The organism is Microcystis sp. LEGE 00066 (assembly GCF_015207925.1).
Classification (GTDB): Bacteria; Cyanobacteriota; Cyanobacteriia; order Cyanobacteriales; family Microcystaceae; genus Microcystis; species Microcystis ichthyoblabe_A.
This window is the reverse complement of the sequence record NZ_JADEVX010000075.1, coordinates 1-20485: the sequence shown is the minus strand read 5'-3', so window position 1 is coordinate 20485 and position 20485 is coordinate 1. Positions and strand designations below refer to the sequence as shown.

Here is a 20485-nt window from a genome sequence, read left to right as displayed (position 1 = left end):
CCCCACACCCCACACCCTGCCCCCAGGAAAAGCTTTTTCAGCAAACCCTACCTAGGGTTTGCTAAATAATGGTAAAACCCTTTCAAAATAAGGCTTTTGACCTGTTAAAACCCGATTTTAGTGAAAGAAAATAGTGCGATCGCTATTGCCGCAGCCGTAGGGTGCGTTCCCTAAGGTCAGTTCTACCACTGCACCGATCGATTTTGGGGAACGCACCCTACTCATTCATTAAAGTTGATAAGTCTAGGTGATCTAATATCCTCTGCCAGATTAGCACTTAATTGGGGATAGATCATCTACTTCTTAAATTAGTATGATCGCTGCTCTGGTAGTGGTGGAGGGTTCATAAAAAAATGTGCTAATCGGCATAACAGACTTATTGTCGTGTTATTGGGAAAGTTTCTTGCGATCGCTCTATTTGAGAGTAATATAGGGAAAGATTTTTTTTTAAATGTGTACTTGGTGTGATATACAGAAAGTTTCCGTATAATATGGTCAGGCGTGCAACTAAAAAAGGGGTTTCAAACTAACGTGGGAATAGTTGAGACAGTTATAGCGGGCATTATCGTTGCAGCAATTTTGAGTATTACTAAGTTTGTCGTCAAGTCAAATGGTATTTCTCAATTGCCATCTCAAATAGTCTCTAATTCCTTATTAGTAGATAATCAAGATGAACTATATAGAAAATTAATAAAGCACAGAGAAATATTATGAGGCTGTCATTCCCATCTGGAGCCATAGTTCTCTCAAATCTCGTATAACTCCTGTAACCATCTCAAAAAATTTGCTGATTGGGGATGGGATTGATTAAGTATTCTTTGTTTTACTGCATCGTGAAGTTGTTTCCCCGGCGGATCTTGCCAAGCTAAATAGGTATGAATATTAGCCTTATCTAGATGATAATCTCTATAGGTTGCCCCTTGTTGTTTTGCCTCTATCACCTTGTTTTGTGTATATTGCCAAAGATTATTATCGGGAACTAAATAGGCTAAAAAAGTCTCTAACATTCCTCTAGATTGATTATCGGGCATCATCCACACACCGAATTTTATCCCCGATTCTAGAGTTATAATTAATCCCTCTGCTGGTAAATTTTGAGGTAAGTTAGGTATATTTGGTAAACAGGCATTATATAAACTTTTCCAACGATTATTAGGTTCTTGGTGTGCATCCATAATAATTCCTAAATGAGTTAGTCCACTATCATTGATTTCGTTGTAAATATTATCGCTATCGAGTAAAATCTCAATGCTATCAGAGGGTTTAATATAGATAATAGCTGTGTCCTTTGTCTCTCCCCAAGAGATGCCATGGGCTTCTGCTAATTCGGGAATCACTCTCATGTCTTCTCTTCCCTCTACCAAAAGTTTTTTAGGATGTATTTTGGGCATTTTTAGCGAACCTCAATATCTCTTTCAGAAGCGAGGTAAATTTGTCTAGTATTGAAGGAAACTGCTTTTTCCTTGTCCTTATTTATCCTTTGAATAGCGCCAATTCAAAAATGAAACGCATCAACCTCAAGAGTTGTCAAAGAAAGGCTCATCAGGTACTGTCTGATCATTAACAAAAACAAATCAGACCCAAAAACGAAGCCCTCAACATCTTAACATAGAACAAAGAAACTTGCTCTACCAACTTAGTCAGGAGGGAAATTTATCTCAACGGCAAATGGCCGTCTGGCTCGGATGTCATCAAAGCACAATATCACGGGAATTAAAAAGGAATCAAAGTTCCCTTGGCTGCTATCTACCTGACACAGCACAAGCTCAAAGCGAGACAAGGCGAAAAAATGCCAAACAACCCTTTAAAAATGTCAGCGAGTCAGCCTTAGAGTTGGTCAAAGAAGGATTGAAAGATTATCATAGTCCCGAACAAATAGCAGGTCGTCTGAAAAGAGCCAGTCAAGAATCTCTCAGTCACGAAACCATCTATCAAATGATCTATCAGAACTATCACGGATGTGGAGAGTACCAGAAATATTTACGCCGGGGGCTTTGTCAAAGAAAGAGTCGAGGCGGAGCAAAAAGTAAGCGTGGAGGGATTCCAGGGCGTGTAGATATCAGCGAGCGACCAGTAATTGCTGACCAGAAAACTGAAATCGGTCATTGGGAAAGTGACACAATGATTGGAGGCAATCATCTAGGAGTTCTCGTTACTCATGTAGATAAAGCCTCGAAATTTTTAGTAGCAGGATTAGCCAAAAACAAAACCGCATCGGAAATCAATAGAGTCACAGAAAAACTTTTTCAAGAGATTCACCCTGACCAAAGAAAAACCTTTACTTGTGACAAGGTTAAAGAATTTTGTGGACATCAAGAGTTGAGTCAGAAACTAGGAGCAGATTTTTATTTTGCTACTCCTTATCATTCGTGGGAGAGGGGATTAAACGAGCATACCAATGGACTGTTAAGACAATTTTTCCCCAAGGGAACGAATTTTAAAATCGTTAAGCCAGAGGAGGTGGAAAGAGCCGTAAACTTGATTAACAATCGTCCTCGAAAATGTCTTGACTATCGTACCCCGAATGAGGTATTCTATAAAGGTAGATCAGACAGTGATGCAATTCAGACTTGAATTGGCCATCTTCCAAGATGAGGAGGGAGATTGGATAGCATACTTAGTAGAAATTCCTAGCATTTCTGCTTTTGCTGATCGCCCTCAAACAGCACTCAATCAATTAATTTTAGCTTGGGAAGGCGTTAAAGAAAGTTATCGTCAACATGGTGAAGAAATTCCTCATTTAGCTATGACAAAAAATTAAGCAAACTGTTGTTTATTGAAACTGGGACTTGAAAAATTTAGTACAAATGCTCGGACTTTTTTCCCAACCCCTAACCCCAAATTCTGCTACTCAGATTCAGGTTTCTTAGGGTCTTTTTCTGGGGTATTAGGGGCGGGATTTGGGGCTATTGTCGCAATTTGGGCGGCCATTCTTGTCATTGCTTGACCTTGGGCGAATTCCTGCTGTAGTTGTTCGCTAGAAGAAACCAAACGACTTAAACCCTGAATTAAGCGGATAATTTCCTGTCGCAGTTGCGGATTACCAGTAATTTCATCCACATCCGAGGTGATTTTCTGAAGATTGGCAAAAGCAGCGCGAGAGGAGTCGAGGAGTTGCTGTAGGGTGACAACAGTGGCAGGATCGGAGAGATAAGCAGTAAAATTTCCCAAATTTTCGCTTAATTTAACAGCATTTGCCGAAATAGTGTTTAAATTGTCGATAATTTGGCTTTTCTGCACTTGTGTCAGAATCGGATCCAAAGCAGCGAGAGTAGTTTGTAGGCGATCGCTGGTAGTTTTGATACTATCGAGAGTGGCAATTAAACGATTTTGATTAGCTCCCAAAAAAACCCGCAGTTCTTCGGTAGTTTCTCCCACCAAAAGCAGCGTTTTTCGGGCCTCTACTAGGGTAGCGTCTAAATTTCTCAGGCCGCCACTTCCCTGTAAACTTCTCAGTAAAGTAGTCGCTTCCTGACTCAATCCCCCGACACCGGAAAGATCACTAGAAAGGCGATCGAGGGAACCGGATACTTGCGGTAAGGATTCTAGGGATCTCATACCCGAATTAACTTTACCTAGAGTACCGCTGCGACGTACCTCGCTTAAAGCGGTGGTTGCCTCACCACTAAAGCGATCGAGTCCCCCCAAGGCATTGGCAGCGCGTTGGGTGAAGGAACGAAATCCAGCCACCATATCGGGATCACTAACTAGATTAGAAATTCTCAGTAAAGATCTGATCAGGGTATTGACATTTAGCGCCGATTGCCCTTGTAAACGGGAACCGTTACAGATAATCACTTCCCCATTACAGTTAGGACTCAAAGGGGGTTCTTTAACACCACCGACGGGTAAAGCTTGCAGGGGAGTAATATCGATCGTGGTTTCACCGACTAAACCGGATTGAATGGCTTCGATGAGGGAATTACTGGGAATTAGGCGATCTGCTGGCGAAATCTCCACTTCTACGGCGACTCCCTCTGGTTCTGGGGTAATTGCCGTCACTTGCCCGATTCTCACTCCCCGATAACCGACGCGGGTTCCCACCATCATGCCACCCACATTAGGAAAAAGGAAGCTGGCTCGATAACTGCGTCCCCCGAAGCTAAAATTACTTAACCAGGTGACAAACCAGATTAGTATTCCCCCCGATGCCAGTAACATTAAACCGATACCACTTTGCCGCAGAGTTGGGGAAATCCCTCGTTGTGAACCGCCAGCTTCCATAAATAATTACTCCTCATCTCTACACAGTATCAGGATACACAAAAACAGGTTTTCTCGAAAATGATCGGTAAGTTGAACGGTTATAAACAAGTGTATCAGCTGCAGCTGGAGTTAGATAATCTGGAACAAGAAGCGATCAAAATGGCCAAAGTAGCCATTAATCTAGAACAATACCTAAAACCAATTATCGGACAGTTTCAAGGCTTGAGCGATCGCGTAGTGACCATTGACGGGGAACTTTCCCACAGTGTCAGCGAAAAAGATGCCTCTAGTTTAGCAGTTGGATAGATTTTCTCATATACTTTTTCCCCAAGTATGACAACTGGGGAAAGCTGGAACGGTGGCACACCATAAATCATCCTCTTGCCAAACAATAACTTTAATATTCATCTTTAACTTTTTTGTTCTTATACGTCGAAGTAATGATCGATATCAATCGGGAACCACTCCCCATCTAATACCTGTTCGAGGGAGAAAGGAGGCTCGACAGGAATCGCATCGCCAGTGACGGTTTTCGCTTGTATTAGGATTTTTCGAGCGTTCGAGTAGGCTTTTTGAAAATAATCCCGCGCATGGTTACTGAGAGTAGTGGTTTCTAGCCACTCTCCTAGTTGAGTTCGGAAACTGGCGATTTCTCCTACCCAGTTACAGACGTTGCGTTCTCGCTCCCGTTCCGATTTGTGATAAGCTAACTTAAACCGGTGTTCGATAAGCTGGGTTAATAAACTTTCTACAGCCCGTCTGTCACTTTTCCCCATGCACTCCACTTCCTCGATCAGATTTTCCCAGTCCACCTCATCAAACTTTTTTAGCTTTAAAAGTTCGGCGGTTTTTGAAGCCCAGAGAACAAAATCCTGATCGTATAAGGCTTTCATTGATAAAGCTGTTTCTACTGCCATAGTTTCGTTCCCACTGATCATAAAACTATGTCTTTAGCTTAACTTTACTAGCGCAAACCTTTTTAACTTTTTTGTCTTTCACTAAGCAGTATAACTCGATCTCATCAGACGTTATACAATAAATCTTGTCCCTTGATCGCATTGTCCCATGACTACCCCCTTCACTGCCGCAGAAATTGCCTCAGAAGGCATCAAACCCGAAGAATACGAAGAAATAGTCAAAAGACTGGGAAGACACCCCAACAAAGCCGAATTAGGAATGTTTGGCGTGATGTGGTCGGAACACTGCTGTTATAAAAACTCCCGGCCGCTGCTCAAACAATTCCCCACCACTGGCGAAAAAATTCTCGTCGGACCGGGGGAAAATGCCGGAGTAGTGGATTTAGGCGATGGATTGCGATTAGCCTTTAAAATCGAGTCCCATAATCATCCTTCTGCGGTGGAACCGTTCCAAGGTGCCGCTACCGGAGTTGGAGGCATCCTGCGGGATATTTTTACCATGGGGGCCCGGCCCATTGCTATCCTCAACTCCCTTCGTTTTGGTAACTTGCAAGATGCCCGCAATCGGCGCATTTTTGCCGGAGTCGTGGAAGGAATAAGTCATTATGGCAATAGTGTGGGCGTTCCCACGGTGGGCGGTGAGATATACTTTGATAATGCCTACAATGGCAATCCCCTCGTTAATGCCATGGCTTTAGGGCTAATGGAAACCGAGGAAATCGTTAAATCTGGGGCAAAAGGCCTGGGAAACCCGGTTTTATACGTTGGTTCTACCACCGGCCGCGACGGTATGGGAGGGGCGAGTTTTGCCAGCGCCGAATTAACCGATAAATCTATGGATGACCGGCCCGCGGTGCAAGTGGGCGACCCTTTTCTGGAAAAATCCCTGATAGAAGCTTGTTTAGAGGCATTTAAGACCGGCGCGGTGGTGGCGGCCCAGGATATGGGGGCCGCGGGGATCACCTGTTCTACCTCCGAGATGGCGGCCAAGGGAGGGGTGGGAATTGAATTAGATCTCGATAAAATCCCCGTCCGGGAAACCGGGATGGTTCCCTACGAATATCTGCTGTCGGAATCCCAAGAAAGAATGTTATTTGTGGCAGCATCGGGACGAGAAGGCGAATTAATCGAGATTTTCCATCGTTGGGGACTTCAGGCTGTGGTCGCTGGCCAGGTAATTGCAGAACCGATCGTCCGTATATTATTTAAAGGGGAAATTGCCGCCGAAATTCCTGCCACGGCCCTAGCGGATAATACTCCGATTTATCATCGGGAATTACTAACAGAACCGCCAGAATACGCCCAAAAAGCTCAATTATGGCAAGATAGCACGATTCCTATTCCCGAATCCTATAACGAGATTTTATTAAAACTGCTGGATAGTCCCTCGATTGCCTCAAAACGCTGGATTTATCGTCAATATGATCATCAAGTCCAGAATAACACCGTTATTCTCCCCGGAGGGGCCGATGCGGCCGTGATTCGCGTGCGTCCTCTGGGTGCTAATCCCGCCAATTCTCGGCGAGGTGTAGCGGCGACTACAGATTGTAATCCGCGATATGTTTATCTTGATCCCTATAACGGAGCTAAGTTGGCCGTGGCGGAAGCGGCCAGAAACCTTAGTTGTGTTGGTGCCGACCCCATTGCTGTCACGGATAATCTCAATTTCGGAAGTCCAGAGAATTCAATCGGTTATTGGCAATTAGCCACTGCTTGTCAGGGTATTGCTGAAGCTTGTCGGGAAATGAATACACCGGTGACTGGGGGTAATGTCTCTTTGTACAACGAAACCGTTGATGCAGCTGGCAGCCCCCAGTCTATTTATCCGACTCCCGTGATTGGGATGGTGGGATTAGTGCCGGATATCGGGCAAATTTGCGGCCAAGGTTGGCAAAAAGCGGGGGATTTAATCTATATTTTGGGTTTTTCCTTGCCAACTATCGGCGCTTCCGAATATTTAGCCGTTATTCACGGTTTGGTGACGGGAAAACCGCCGGTAATTGATTTTGAGTTAGAAAGAAAGGTACAAGCGGCCTGTCGTCGGGGAATTCGCGCCGGTTGGCTGAAATCTGCCCACGATTGCGCGGAGGGAGGTTTAGCCACTGCTCTGGCAGAATGCTGTATTAGTGGCCAATTAGGGGCAGAAATTGACCTTTCTTGGCAGCATCAAGGCCGTTTTGACGCGGTGTTATTCGGGGAATTAGCTAGTTGCATTATTGTCTCCGTTTCCCCCGAAAATCGGCAAGATTGGGAAGAATATCTAAAGACACAATTGGGAGACTATTGGCAAATAACCGGCAAAGTTAGCGAAAAAAGCGATAATCTTTTAATTCTTGACCGGAATAAACAACCGGCGATCGATGTTAGTCTAGAAACTATACAGCAAGTTTGGTCAAAAGCGATCGAAAGAAGACTGTAATCTTGAGGCCGTCAGCTAGATAAGATGGCTAATTATAGCGATAAATAAAGGCTGATAGCTGATCAATAAATCGTTAAAAGAAGATTAAGATCGGTTAAGATTTTGTTACCAAAGTATTCTGCAGCCCCAACCCTCCCATGTCTAGCCATCCCGACTCATCCCTATCCCCGAACCGCGTCGATAAGCCTGAAGAAGCCTGTGGAGTTTTTGGACTCTATGCCCCCGAGGAAGAAGTAGCAAAACTGACCTATTTCGGACTCTATGCCCTGCAACACCGAGGACAGGAATCGGCAGGTATTGCCACCTACGACGGGGAAACGGTGCATTGTTACAAAGAAATGGGCTTAGTTTCCCAAGTTTTTAACGAAACTGTCCTTAAAACCTTGCCGGGTACTCACGCCGTCGGTCATACTCGTTACTCTACCACCGGTTCTAGCCGTCGGGCCAATGCCCAACCTGCTGTGATCGAAACCCGTTTGGGTAAACTTTCCCTAGCACATAACGGCAATTTAGTCAATACTTTTGAGTTAAGAAATGTATTAGAAAAGCGCGGTTGCGATCTCGTCACCACCACCGACTCGGAAATGATCGCCGTCGCTATCGGTCAGGAGGTGGATAGTGGCAAGGATTGGATAGAAGCGGCGATCGATGCCTTTAGCTATTGTAGCGGGGCTTATAGCCTTGTTATCGGCACACCGACGGGAATTATCGGGGCGCGAGACCCCAATGGTGTCAGACCCTTAGTAATTGGGATTTTGCAAGAAGAAGGCAATCCCCACCGTTATGTTTTAGCTTCGGAAACCTGCGGATTAGATATTATTGGGGCCGATTATCTGCGGGATGTGCAGCCGGGGGAATTAGTTTGGATTAGTGAAGATGGCTTATCTTCGGTGGATTGGGCCATGAAACCGGAGAAAAAATTGTGTGTTTTCGAGATGATTTATTTTGCTCGTCCCGATAGCATTGTTCACGAGGAATCTTTATATACTTATCGGGTACGTTTGGGGGAACAATTAGCTAAAGAGTCGCCGGTAGAAGCAGATATGGTGATGGGAGTTCCCGATTCGGGTATTCCAGCGGCGATCGGATTTTCGCGCATTTCTGATATTCCCTACGCGGAAGGATTGATTAAAAATCGTTATGTGGGACGGACTTTTATTCAACCAACCCAACACATGAGAGAGTCGGGAATTAAGATGAAATTGAATCCTTTAAAGGATGTTTTACAGGGAAAAAGAGTTATTATTGTTGATGATTCGATCGTGCGGGGAACCACTAGCCGGAAATTAGTTAAAGCTTTACGCGATGCGGGAGCAAGAGAAGTTCACATGAGAATATCTTCTCCTCCGGTGACTCATCCTTGTTTTTATGGTATTGATACGGACAATCAAGAGCAATTAATTGCGGCAACTAAATCGGTGGCCCAAATTCAGGCACAAATCGGGGTGGATAGTTTAGCTTATCTCAGTCAAGATGGGATGTTAACAGCAACGAAGGAAGATCCGAAAACCTTCTGTACTGCCTGTTTTAATGGCGATTATCCGATTCCTGTACCTGATAATGTTAAGCGATCGAAGTTGATCTTAGAAAAAGTTAAATAGGGGTTGCAGCAAAAAGTTTGTTGGTGGGGTTAGGAGTCAGGAGTCAGGAGTCAGGAGTCGGTCGTTTCAGGCTTTGTTGTCCTCTTTTTTTGTACCAGTTTCTGTACTTAAAGAATGATAATGCAAGGTTTTTGAATATCCCAATCCTATTTTCGCAGCATGAACATCGGATTTTAACAGGTCAAAAGCCTTATTTTAAAAGGGTTTTACCATTATTCAGCAAACCCTAGATAGCCTCAAGGCTAAATCCTCTGAAAACAATCGGCAATTTCCTGGGGAGTTAAAAGAGAATTAGGATAACCAGAAAGTTGTCCTAATTTTTGTGCTAATAAAACTGCTTGGGGTGGAGTTAGATAGGTTTTGGCTAAGAGATCGGTTTGATGGTAAGCTTGCCGGATTGGGGCATCTAAAAGGATAGTTCCTTGACCCATAATAATTACTCTTTCGGCGTATTCTGGCATTAAATAGAGGTGATGGGTGATCACAATCACGGTTTTGCCCATCTGGTGTAATTGACGACTCACCTCTAAAATTGCCTTAGCTCCTTGGTAATCTTGGCCGGTGGTGGGTTCATCAAAGACCACTATACGCGGTTCCATGGCTAAAATTGCCGCAATCACTACCCGCGCTCGATCGCCTTTCGGTAAGGAGAGAGGATGATAGGAGCGATATTCTAGCAGTCCCATGGCTTCTAGACTTGCTTCCGTGCGTTGGATAATGATTTCTGGAGAATAACCGAGATTAGTCAGGGCAAATGATACTTCTTTCTCCACAGTGGTGTTAAAAATCTGATTATCGGGATTTTGGGCTACATAACCGATCGATCGGGCTAAATCACTGACAGAAAAGCTACTGGTCGAACGTCCGTCAATCATAACTTGACCGGTGGTTGCCGAGAGAAGATTGAGAAAATGCTTGACTAAAGTGCTTTTTCCTGCACCATTTTGACCGATAATCAGCAGATATTCCCCTTCGGCAATATCGAGGGACACATCCCACAAAGCGGTAGTACCATCGGGGTAGGTATGACAGAGATTTTTAACCCTCAGTAGGGGGTTTAAGGGGTCACAAACCGACGATAAGGGAGGGGTTGGGGTAAGATGATGATAAAAGGATTTAAGCTCGTTTAAACCAGCAAAACTGCGATCTAGGGTGACAGGAATCGACTCGACCGCCCCGATTTTCTGCTCGATCAAGGCAAAAGTAGTGGCCACCTGCGGGGGACGCAGGGCATTTTCCTGTAAAAGTTGTACTTGGGAGTAGATCTCTGCTGGGGTTCCCATAGCTTCGATCGCACCCTCCCTTAATAGTACCAGGCGATCGGCATATTCGGCCATTTCCTCGGCCGCGTGGGAGACCATCACAATGGTGACACCGAGATGGCGATTTAATTCCTTAATCGTGGCGAAAACTTCCTGGGATCCCACCGGATCCAGTTGGGAGGTGGGTTCATCGAGAATTAACAAAGCGGGCTGAACTGCGAGAGCGGCGGCGATCGCTAATCGTTGTTTTTGTCCTCCCGATAATTCCCCCGGGGATTTTTTTTCCATTCCCTCTAACCGGACTGCCGCTAAAACTTTGGGAATACGCGCTTTAATTTCCTCTCGCGGTAGCCGTAAATTTTCTAGGGTAAAAGCGATTTCATTTTCTATAGAAGTGGCTAAAAGTTGCGTTTCGGGATCTTCAAATACTGCCCCCACATAGCGGGCCAAGGTGCTAACGGGATGGGTTAAAGTGTCTAAACCGGCTACTGTTGCATAACCAAAAAAACGTCCTCCGTAAAATTGGGGGACAATACCGTTAAGAGTTAAACAGAGAGTAGTTTTTCCCGCACCTGTGGGCCCGATAATACCTAAAAATTCTCCTCGATGAATTGCTAAAGAGATATTTTTAAGCACTAGATTGGAGGATTCGGGATAAATATAGGAAACTTTCTCTAATTGGGCGATGATTTCCATTATTGGTGGGGAAGAGAAGACGGGGGTGGGGTAGATAGGGAGATATTTTTCAGGGAAATTTGAATGAGGGACGCTTCTATTTTCCGCTACCTCGATCGATGAACTTGATTATCACACAGGCAGCCCACTACTCTGTGATTTATCCTGCAATTTTATCAGTTACTCCTCGCCCGTTCGCAGAAAAACTTAATATTTCTACTCTTGACAAATTTGCTTTAAGGTGCTAAAGAAATCGGGGTAAGAAATGCCGGCCGCTTCAGCGCGATGGATAGTGGTGGGTTGACGGGAATTGAGGGCAGCGATCGCTAGACTCATGGCAATGCGATGATCGGTAAAACTGTCCACTTCCGTGCCGAATAGGCCCGTACCGCCGGTAATCTCTAAACCATCGGGTAATTCCCTTACTTTTGCCCCTAGGCGATCGAGTTGGTTGGCCATCACCGTCAGGCGATCGCTTTCCTTAACCCGTAATTCCTCAGCATCCTTGATAATTGTCGTTCCTTGGGCAAAAACCGCCGCTACTGCCAAAATCGGAATTTCATCGATCAGACGGGGTATAATCTCACCAGCGATCGTGGTTGCCTGTAGTTGACTGGATTTCACCCGCAGATCCGCCACTGGTTCCCCCGTTACCACCCGTTGATTTTCGAGGGTGATATCTGCCCCCATTGCCTGTAAAACCTGTAAAACTCCAGTTCTAGTCGGGTTTATTCCCACATTTTCGATTAATAACTCGGAATTAGGCACGATTGCCCCCGCTACCAACCAAAAAGCTGCCGAACTGATATCCCCTGGGACGATCACCGTTTGTCCGGTTAAAGTGGGATAACCCGTCACCGTGACGCTATTAGTCTCCCCATCCACCTCAATATTCGCCCCAAAAGCGCGCAGCATCCGTTCACTGTGATCGCGAGATAAAGCGGGTTCCGTGATCGTGGTTTTCCCCTCCGTTAACAGTCCTGCGAGAAGAAGACAGGATTTCACCTGTGCAGAAGCAACGGGAGAATAGTAGTGGATCGGTTGCAGATATTCCCCAGAAACGGCTAAAGGAGCCAAAGAATTGGCTTTTCTGCCCCAAATTTGCGCCCCCATTTCCTTGAGGGGTTTCACCACCCGGGACATGGGACGCGATCGCAGGGAAGCATCGCCGGTAACGACAAAAAAACGGTCCTGATGACCAGCCAATAATCCTAACATTAAGCGGATCGTCGTGCCGGAATTGCCCGCGTCGAGGATTTCTAAGGGTTCCTCAAGATTGCCTAAACCCCTACCTTTGACGATTACTTTCTCGCTGTTGAGTTGGGAAATTTCCACACCCATGGCACGAAAACAACTAGCGGTACTGCGGGGATCTTCGCCCAATAATAACCCATGAATAACGGTTTCTCCTTCGGCGATCGCTCCTAACATCAGGGAACGATGGGATATGGATTTATCGCCGGGGATAGTGATTTTTCCCCGTAATCCCGTGATTTTACTTGGATCGATGACTAAATCTTGATGGGATTGAAGGGGGTTAAGGGTGACAATAGACATGATCGTTAGGCAGATGAAGACAAGCTCGATCTATTTTCCCCCTTTACCTTGCCCTTTCCTTGTCAAGTTATGTAAAGAATATTAAGCTAGAGTGACAGTTGATTTTCCCAGTGTGACAGGAACGAGGGAAAGGACACAAAGATCGATCGCTCCCGTATTAGGTTAAACTTATCACACCAAGAAACTGATAACTGATAACTGATAACTGATAACTGATAACTGATTATGTCTCGTCGTCAACTGTTGAGTTTTTTAATTGCAGTAATTCTGGCATTTTTTGCCCTTATTCCCGATGCTAACGCTTTAGGTGGCCCCCAACCCCCTTTAAATCAACCGGCACCCGATTTTACCCTACCGACTAACACGGGAGAAGGGAATATTTCCCTATCGGACTATCGGGGTAAATGGGTAGTTTTATATTTTTATCCCAAGGATTTTACCCCCGGCTGTACCCTAGAAGCGCGGCGTTTTCAGCAGGATTTGCCGAAATATATGGCTAAAAATACGCAAGTTTTAGGGGTAAGTGCCGATGATGTCGATTCTCATGCGGAATTTTGTGACTCGGAGGGGTTAAAATTTCCCTTGCTGGCAGATACTACCGGAGATGTTAGTAAAGCTTATGGTTCTTGGATGGGTTATGTTTCCCTACGTCATACCTATCTTATCGATCCGCAGGGGATTTTAAAAGAGATTTATTTAGGGGTAAATCCTGCCATTCACAGTGCCGAAGTTTTAGCACGTTTAGAGGAATTACAGGCGACTTCATAAAAAAAATCCCGACCACGATTTTTTCATCGGTGGGGGATATAGACTAACAACCTTAACCGAGATAATCAGGACTAATTGCAATTATCGTCCTTATCACCCTTACAGTCACGGTTTTGTAAAATTAGCGGCCAAGAGGAACGGTCAAAATGGTTATCTTGACTATTAACCGCTAAAGTGTGAGGAATTGAACCTAACAGCAAGGAGGCCACAACAAAAAAGGTTAACGAGATTTTCATGGTTTTACTCCCTTAGACACCATCAGGTAATTGACCTACTTTTACCATAAGGCCTTCCTTCTCGGATGTCAGTCCCATTGCCAAGAGGGAAAAAGGGGTTAACATGGAAAAAAAGGGAATATAAGTAGAATAAAGTAGAACGGGATGAAACCACAGGGATGGGACGAGTTTCTCAAACATCTAGCTAGAGAATACGGTGTTCAAGGCAAATTAAAGGAGATTTTTTTAGTTCGTTTTGCCTACGAAAATTGGCGCAAACCGGATGAGGAAATTTGGGAAATGGCTGAGGCTGCCAGCCATGAAACCTATAAAAAACAAATGACTAAAATCTATAGCTATTTCTCGGCAGATAAAGATAATGGCTGTCCCGAACTAGAATTAGGTAGTAAAGGGCCGGGTAAGTTCCAAATCCTCCGAGAATGGTTCAAAGATATCAAATATCCTCAATGGAAAAATCACCCCACCCCGATACTAGCAGAAAAATCAGTTATAGATACTTATATTAGCCGCCCTCCCGTCGAAAGCGACTGTTATCAAGAAATTAATCGTCCAGGGTCACTCATTCGCATTAAATCCCCTGAAAAGACCGGTAAAACTTCTCTGCTTAAACATCTGCTCGCTCAGGCAGATAGTTGGGGACATAGCACAGTTTATATCAATTGTCAAGTGGCAGAAAAGGCGATGTTTGCCAGTTTAGACCGATTTTGTCGCTGGTTTTCGGCCAATGTTAGCCGAGAATTGGGTTTAAAGCCTCAATTAGATGAATATTGGGATGAGGAACTATTTGGCAGTTTAATCAGTTGTCAAACCTATTTTCAGTCCTATCTTTTGGAACAGATTAACGGGCCGCTCTTTTTGGCCCTAGATAATTTAGACAGAATTTTCGAGTATCCCGACATCGCTAGGGATTTTCTGCCGCTTTTGCGCTGTTGGCACGAAGAGGCTAATAATTTAGAAATCTGGCAGAATTTGCGGTTAGCGATTGCTAATTCCACGGAAATCTATATTCAATTGGACGCTAATCAATCTCCCTTTAATGTCGGTCGCGCGATTAAATTACCCGGTTTTAGCCTCGAACAACTGGAAAACTTGGCTAGTAGCTACGGATTGCCCAAAAATGAGGATAATCAGCGTTTTATCGGGGATTTAATTGCTCTAGTCGCTGGTCATCCCTATCTTAGCCGTTTGGCTCTGGAAGCGCGGGTGCGTGGGGAAAAAAATATTCTCCCTAATGCTGCTACCCAAGGGGGAATTTATGCGGCACACCTGCGTCATCACTGGGATAATCTGCAAAAACAGCCGGAATTATTGACAGCGATGGGGGAAGTGGTTAATTCTTCCGATAAGGGAGCGCGATTAGAGCCGATTACTGCCTATAAACTGGAAAGTATGGGTTTAATTCAGTTAAAAGGCGACCTAGCCCAGCCTAGCTGTCAATTATATCAGCTTTACTTCCGAGAAGAACAGACCGGCAGCGATCTCCAGTAGATAATTAGACACCGATAAGCATCCGGTGCGCTCAAAGATTGTTCAACTTGCTAAAGATTGTAGTTCGGAAGTGCCATAAACTCTCACGATTTTATCTTGGCAGGCCGTGGCGATATAATGACCATCGGGACTAAAACAAACGGAATAGATTTTCTGGGGATGGGGAATAGAAATAATCGCTTTTCCTGCTTTTAAATCCCATAATTTTAAGCTTTTATCATCACCACCACTGGCTAATAGTGGTTCTTCGGTTTGTCTTATGCAATAGACGGGAGTTATAAGGGATGGAACCCTTATAGAGAAAGACATTGGGCGATTTTTGTCAATTGTTTTTTATCTAAAGCGAACTAATCAATTAAATCCCTTACCAGATAAAGATTTTGTTGATTTATGCCCCCCTATCGAACCATAACAAGTAACGAAGAGCCCTAATAGTTGATTATTAGGACTAACAGTAACTGAATTGATATGATCACTATGTTCGCTGAGAGTTTTTACCTCTGTACCTCTTTTAATATCCCAGATTTTAATAGTTTTGTCTTTGCTGCCACTGACTAAAAATTTGTTATTACTGCCGAAATCTACCGATAAAATACCTCCAAACCAATCGGAATGACCTTTTAAGGTAATACTGCTTTTTTCTCCCAGATTCCAGATAATTACCGTTTTGTCATTTTCGCCGCCACCACTGGCTAAAAGTTGACCATTTTGACTAAATTTAACTGTTAGGACTTTGTCGCTATGACCTTGTAATGTGAACCGAGTTTCTCCAGTTTTTACTGACCATATTTTCACCGTTTTATCTTCACTACCACTAGCAATAATTTCCCCATCGGGATGAACAGCTACTGCTGTAACTTTGTCTTGGTGTCCCGTTAAGGTAGAGATTAATTTTTTAGTTTCTAGTGACCAAATTCTTAGGGTTTGATCATCTCCTCCACTGACCAAAAATCCTTGACAGGGACTAAAAGCAACAGAGTTGATTCTTTTATGTCTATGTCTTGGAAATATATCATCAATCTCCAAAACCTTTACTTGAGGTGATTTTGAGAACATATCATTAATTTTAGGTATAGCGATTCCACCCTTATTTCCAAATATATTGCTAATCCCCTCCTCTAGATCTCCAAACATTTTATTGATATCATCTTCAAAAACTTTATCAATTTTTTTAGTTAAAGAAAACTTCTGATTTTTTCTCCATTCCCAGATTAGAATATTACCATCATCTCCGGCACTAGCCAAAAGTTTACCATCTTGGGAAAAAGTTAGACATTTAACTTCACCTTCATGGCCTTCTAAGGATTTAAAAGATACTAAGGGATTAAACATAGTAAAAACATTAGTTAATCAAGATTTTTCGGCATGACCCGATGTTAGTGGTTCTGTAGGAGACTAAGCCATCCCTGAGATGACTTTTGAGAAATCTTTGATCGCCACAATTACGGGTAAGCTATTCTTCCCTAATTATAACTAATTACAGTGTTTTTCGTCAAGGAGATTCATAGCTTATAAGTACCGATTGACAATCCTAGTCGCAGGGTGGGTGAGGGGACAATAATCGAAAAAATTGCCCGATAAATATAAGTATTCGCCGTAACCTAGCCAAAAAAGGCTGCTATTTAGGGACGTTATAGGGTAAGATTAACCATTAGGGTGGAGTTTATTGCCAATTTTAATCTTGTCCTAACCGAGCAAAATTGACAATTGAATCTGTAATTTTAAAAATATCTATCCCGTCAATCTTATCTAACCGCAAATGCTTAAAATTTTAGTTGATGGTACACCGATAAGACAGAATCCTAGTGGAATTGGATTATATGCTTATCACCTGATTGCCGAATTAGCTAAATTACAAAACCAAGAAAACTTTTCCCTGTCCCTCTGTTTTCAACCATCGGTAAAAAACTGGCTGCGGGGTAATCTTTCTATTCCTGAAAAACTACAATCCTATCCAGAGGTTAAATGTTTACCAATTCCCGTCAGTCTTAGCAATATCTTAACCCGATTTCCTAATCCTCTAATTCCCTATCTAGAAAACTTTCTTGATTCTCCCGATATTCTCCACGGATTGGATCATGTGGTGTATCCTTGTCGTCAGAGTCGCAAAGTTATGACTATTCATGATGTTACTTTTATTAAATATCCTGAGTTTGTCACTGGGATTGTCAAAACCTACACCCAACGCATTAAACAATCTCTACAATGGACAGATTTAGTCATTGCTAACTCTGCAAGTACCAAACGAGATATTATCGAATATTTAGATGTGAACCCAGAGAAAATTTTTGTTACTCCCCTCGCAAGTCGTTATTCTTCTCTCCCCAATCCTCCCTCATCCCGAACTATCACTAAACCCTATTTACTCTTTGTTAGTACCCTAGAACCACGAAAAAATATTATTAATCTCATCACCGCTTTTAACTATCTCAAGGACAGGTATAAATTAGACTATAATCTGATTCTGATTGGCAAAAAAGGATGGAAGTATCAACCAATTTTCGATAAAATATCTCAGTCTCCCTTCCGAGATAGTATCCAACATCTTGATTATCTTGCTGATGACTTAGTTGCGGATTATTATCAAAAAGCTGATGTTTTTGTTTATCCTTCCTTTTATGAAGGTTTTGGATTACCAGTTTTAGAAGCGATGACTTTAGGTTGTCCCGTGGTAACTGCTAATACTGCATCCTTACCCGAAGTCACCGGAGACTCGGCAATATTAATTAATCCCGATAATCCCCTAGAAATTGCCGCAGCAATCTATCAAGTTATTAGTGATACCTCTCTCCGTCAAGAATTAATCACTAAAGGAAAAAAACAAGCGGCAAAATTCTCTTGGCAAAAAACCGCACAAGCTACTATAAAAGCTTATCGTTCTCTTTTATAATAAGTAAGTAGTTATAATTAAATTGAAGATGGATACCCCTTTAATCCCCCCTTGATAAGGGGGGTGCTGATCACCCCTTGATCTTCCCTTGATAATGGGGGTGTCTGACAACTTTTAACACCTACCTACTTAACTAGCTAATATCTATGAATAGGAATCATCAATTATTAATCAATCTCGCTTTTCTCGGTACTAAATATACTGGATTGACTACCTATACTAAAAATCTCATTCCTCAATTAGCTAACTTAAATCCTACCCTAATCACTTCTAATAGTTACCCAGATTTTAACACCTATCCTGTGTCGGCAAACCTCACCCAAGAGCAGGGAACCAAAGGCAATATTAAGCGCTTAATTTGGACAGAAACCCAACTCTATCAAACCTATCAACAATTAAAGTCTTCCCTGCTATTTACCCCCATTCCCGAAGCACCTATTTATGGAAATTGCCGCTATATTGTCACAGTTCATGATTTAATTCCCCTGCGGTTCCCGAAATTTTCTCCTTTAACTTTTTATAATAAATACTATTTACCTCAAGTCCTGAAAAAAGCCACACATATTATCGCTGTTTCCCAAGCAACTGCCTCGGATATTAATAAGTTTTTTAACATACCTCTTGACAAAATAACCGTGATTCTTTCTGGATATGATTCTCATAATTTTCGTCCTCTAAATCTGGCGACTCGTCCCTATTTTCTCTATCTTGGTCGTTATGATCCTCATAAAAATCTCGCTCGTTTAATTACTGCTTTTTCCCAAATCGATCCCGAATATCAATTATTAATTGTCGGTCAATTTGACCCCCGTTTTACCCCTGCTCTACAGCAACAGGTAGAAGCATTATCAATCTCTCAACGGGTGCAATTTTTAAACTATGTTTCCTATGAAGAATTGCCGCAACTTTTAAACCAAGCAACTGCTTTAGTTTATCCTTCCCTTTGGGAAGGTTTCGGATTACCTGTACTAGAAGCGATCGCCTGTGGAACTCCTGTGATTACTTCTAATCTTTCCTCTCTCCCGGAAGTCACAGGAGATGCGGCAATTTTAATTAATCCCTATAGTATTGATGAGATGAGGGAGGCAATGCAGCAAATCGCCAGCAATGAACAATTACGCCTAAAATTAAAATCCTTGAGTCGCCAACGCGCCGAGCTTTTTAGTTGGGAAAAAACTGGACAAGAAACCGCCACAATTCTGCAAAGTTTTCTCTAAAAATGGTGACAAAAAACTGATCAATCATTGTAGGATGGGTTATACTAAATCCGTTGAGTAACGCACAGAAAACGGGTTTCTCCGAGAAACCCGTTTTCTACTCATGCAAAAGGCAACAGGGGGAATAAATAATCAGTTTTTAATAACCAGATTTAGCATCAACTCATAGTAGATGAATTCATGAATCCATCTACCTGGGGGGGAGATTCAGTGTTACTTCCTATATATTATTGTGCCATTCTTGGGGAATTTGAGCAACTTTTTCCTTACCATTAGGCTGATGAATAGGTTTTCCTAAAGGACGAATTTTGAGATTTCCTTGTAAATAAGCGGCGATTCTTTCCCTGGCAATTTTCACATATTCTGCTTCTTTTTCACTCCCCATCACTCGACGATTGTGCATAATACTAGCAATCAGAGAAGTTCCGACTCCAGCAAAAGGATCGAAAACCCAATCCCCCTCATTTGTCAAGGCTAAAACACATCTTTCTACTAATTCGATTGGATATTGACAAGGATGGATAGTTTTTTCTGGATGATTAGATTTAACGTTAGGAATATCCCAAAGTAACTCATCCCATTCTTGTGCTAAAAACTCCCAAACATCGCTGGGATTTTTCCCTAAAGGATTACCAGAGGGTTTACCGATATTTTTACCTTTAAAATGACGCTTACCGGGGTATTTAGCGGGGATTCTCACTGGATCAAGATTAAAGGTATATTTATCGGTTTTTGTCAACCATAAAATAGTTTCATACCTGCCAGAAAATCTTTTAGAAGTATGTAATCCATGGCCAAAATGCCAGACAATTCTATTTCTTAAAAAGAAACCCATTTGTTTAAATAGCTGATAATAAAAAATATCTAAAGGATAAACTTCTCCCTCTTGAACAAAATTTCCCACCTGCCAGCAAATACTGCCATTATCTTGCAAGATTCTAGAGAATTCTCGCAGAATTTTTGTTTGGGTTTCCAGATAAGTATCCAAAGAGATTTTTTTTTCGTAGTCTTTTCCTAAATTGTAGGGAGGAGAAGTAATAATCAAGCTCACAGAATTATCCGGTATAGTCTTGATAAAATTATTGCTATCTCCTTGATAAAGAATTATTTCGGCATCAGGTTGATAAAAGTCTCGCACTGATTTTGATTGAGAAAATAAGGGCAACTGATTCATAGACAATTTAGCAGAGAAGAGCCACTTTTAATTAGGGTTTGCTGAAAAAGTTTTTACTAGGGGTAGGGTGTGGGG

The 20485-nt window shown here is 42.8% G+C and carries 14 protein-coding genes and 5 pseudogenes; 9 read left to right on the top strand and 10 right to left on the bottom strand.

Annotated features, from left to right (window positions below; all coding sequences use genetic code 11):
- Window positions 1–746: 746 nt before the first annotated feature.
- Entirely contained in the window at window positions 747–1391 is a 645-nt protein-coding gene (locus tag IQ224_RS12165; protein ID WP_036399828.1) for a DUF3226 domain-containing protein, read from the bottom strand.
- A 199-nt stretch (window positions 1392–1590) separates the two neighbouring features.
- Between IQ224_RS12165 and IQ224_RS12160 the strand changes: the two are divergent.
- Together IQ224_RS12160 and IQ224_RS12155 are read left to right on the top strand one after the other, a co-directional pair.
- Window positions 1591–2574 (top strand): annotated as a pseudogene (locus IQ224_RS12160) (IS30-like element ISMae39 family transposase); the annotation flags it as partial.
- A complete protein-coding gene (locus IQ224_RS12155) occupies window positions 2558–2761 on the top strand; it encodes a type II toxin-antitoxin system HicB family antitoxin (protein ID WP_002741794.1) in 204 nt (67 codons plus the stop codon). The pseudogene IQ224_RS12160 and the gene IQ224_RS12155, both read left to right, overlap by 17 nt.
- An 86-nt stretch (window positions 2762–2847) precedes the next feature.
- Here the strand turns inward: IQ224_RS12155 and IQ224_RS12150 are convergent, their stop codons facing one another.
- The gene (locus IQ224_RS12150) at window positions 2848–4224 is read right to left on the bottom strand and encodes an MlaD family protein (protein WP_002741796.1); all 1377 of its coding nucleotides are present in this window, start codon (window positions 4222–4224) and stop codon (window positions 2848–2850) included.
- Between the two features lie 30 nt (window positions 4225–4254).
- Here IQ224_RS12150 and IQ224_RS12145 point away from each other — a divergent pair.
- A pseudogene (locus IQ224_RS12145) lies at window positions 4255–4491 on the top strand (serine/threonine-protein kinase pkn1); the annotation flags it as partial.
- Between the two features lie 33 nt (window positions 4492–4524).
- On the opposite strand, the pseudogene IQ224_RS12140 reads toward IQ224_RS12145, so the two are convergent.
- Together IQ224_RS12140 and IQ224_RS12135 are read right to left on the bottom strand one after the other, a co-directional pair.
- Window positions 4525–4614, bottom strand: a pseudogene (locus IQ224_RS12140) (type II toxin-antitoxin system HicB family antitoxin); the annotation flags it as partial.
- Between the two features lie 17 nt (window positions 4615–4631).
- Window positions 4632–5123 carry a DUF29 domain-containing protein gene (locus tag IQ224_RS12135; protein WP_194032995.1) on the bottom strand — a complete coding sequence of 164 codons (492 nt, stop codon included), beginning with the start codon at window positions 5121–5123 and terminating at the stop codon, window positions 4632–4634.
- A gap of 148 nt (window positions 5124–5271) precedes the next feature.
- Between IQ224_RS12135 and purL the strand changes: the two genes are divergently transcribed.
- Window positions 5272–7542 (top strand): phosphoribosylformylglycinamidine synthase subunit PurL, encoded by a 2271-nt coding sequence (gene purL, locus IQ224_RS12130; protein WP_002741802.1) that lies wholly within the window; start codon window positions 5272–5274, stop codon window positions 7540–7542.
- Between the two features lie 137 nt (window positions 7543–7679).
- Window positions 7680–9143, top strand: a complete 1464-nt coding sequence (purF, locus tag IQ224_RS12125) for an amidophosphoribosyltransferase (RefSeq protein ID WP_002741804.1) — start codon at window positions 7680–7682, stop codon at window positions 9141–9143.
- Window positions 9144–9385: 242 nt separating this feature from the next.
- Here the strand turns inward: purF and IQ224_RS12120 are convergent, their stop codons facing one another.
- Together IQ224_RS12120 and aroA are read right to left on the bottom strand one after the other, a co-directional pair.
- The gene (locus IQ224_RS12120) at window positions 9386–11101 is read right to left on the bottom strand and encodes an ABC transporter ATP-binding protein (RefSeq protein WP_002741807.1); all 1716 of its coding nucleotides are present in this window, start codon (window positions 11099–11101) and stop codon (window positions 9386–9388) included.
- A 195-nt stretch (window positions 11102–11296) separates the two neighbouring features.
- Complete coding sequence (aroA, locus tag IQ224_RS12115; protein WP_194032994.1) at window positions 11297–12637, bottom strand: 3-phosphoshikimate 1-carboxyvinyltransferase; 1341 nt, start codon at window positions 12635–12637, stop codon at window positions 11297–11299.
- 225 nt (window positions 12638–12862) lie between these two features.
- Here aroA and IQ224_RS12110 point away from each other — a divergent pair, with 225 nt between their 5' ends.
- Window positions 12863–13405, top strand: coding sequence for a peroxiredoxin (locus IQ224_RS12110; protein ID WP_024970938.1), 543 nt, complete (start codon window positions 12863–12865; stop codon window positions 13403–13405).
- Between the two features lie 71 nt (window positions 13406–13476).
- Here IQ224_RS12110 and IQ224_RS12105 read toward each other — a convergent pair whose 3' ends face one another.
- The gene (locus IQ224_RS12105; RefSeq protein WP_002791676.1) at window positions 13477–13641 is read right to left on the bottom strand and encodes a hypothetical protein; all 165 of its coding nucleotides are present in this window, start codon (window positions 13639–13641) and stop codon (window positions 13477–13479) included.
- 144 nt (window positions 13642–13785) lie between these two features.
- Between IQ224_RS12105 and IQ224_RS12100 the strand changes: the two genes are divergently transcribed.
- Window positions 13786–15129 carry an AAA-like domain-containing protein gene (locus IQ224_RS12100; RefSeq protein ID WP_194032993.1) on the top strand — a complete coding sequence of 448 codons (1344 nt, stop codon included), beginning with the start codon at window positions 13786–13788 and terminating at the stop codon, window positions 15127–15129.
- A gap of 42 nt (window positions 15130–15171) precedes the next feature.
- On the opposite strand, the pseudogene IQ224_RS24125 reads toward IQ224_RS12100, so the two are convergent.
- A pseudogene (locus IQ224_RS24125) lies at window positions 15172–15369 on the bottom strand (WD40 repeat domain-containing protein); the annotation flags it as partial.
- A 195-nt stretch (window positions 15370–15564) separates the two neighbouring features.
- Window positions 15565–16461: pseudogene (locus IQ224_RS12095) on the bottom strand (WD40 repeat domain-containing protein); the annotation flags it as partial.
- Window positions 16462–16888: 427 nt separating this feature from the next.
- On the opposite strand from IQ224_RS12095, the gene IQ224_RS12090 reads away from it, so the two are divergent.
- Complete coding sequence (locus IQ224_RS12090) at window positions 16889–18019, top strand: glycosyltransferase family 1 protein (RefSeq protein ID WP_002741820.1); 1131 nt, start codon at window positions 16889–16891, stop codon at window positions 18017–18019.
- 146 nt (window positions 18020–18165) lie between these two features.
- Window positions 18166–19236 (top strand): glycosyltransferase family 1 protein, encoded by a 1071-nt coding sequence (locus IQ224_RS12085; protein WP_194032992.1) that lies wholly within the window; start codon window positions 18166–18168, stop codon window positions 19234–19236.
- Window positions 19237–19456: 220 nt separating this feature from the next.
- Here the strand turns inward: IQ224_RS12085 and IQ224_RS12080 are convergent, their stop codons facing one another.
- Window positions 19457–20410, bottom strand: a complete 954-nt coding sequence (locus IQ224_RS12080) for a site-specific DNA-methyltransferase (RefSeq protein WP_194032991.1) — start codon at window positions 20408–20410, stop codon at window positions 19457–19459.
- Window positions 20411–20485 lie beyond the last annotated feature (75 nt).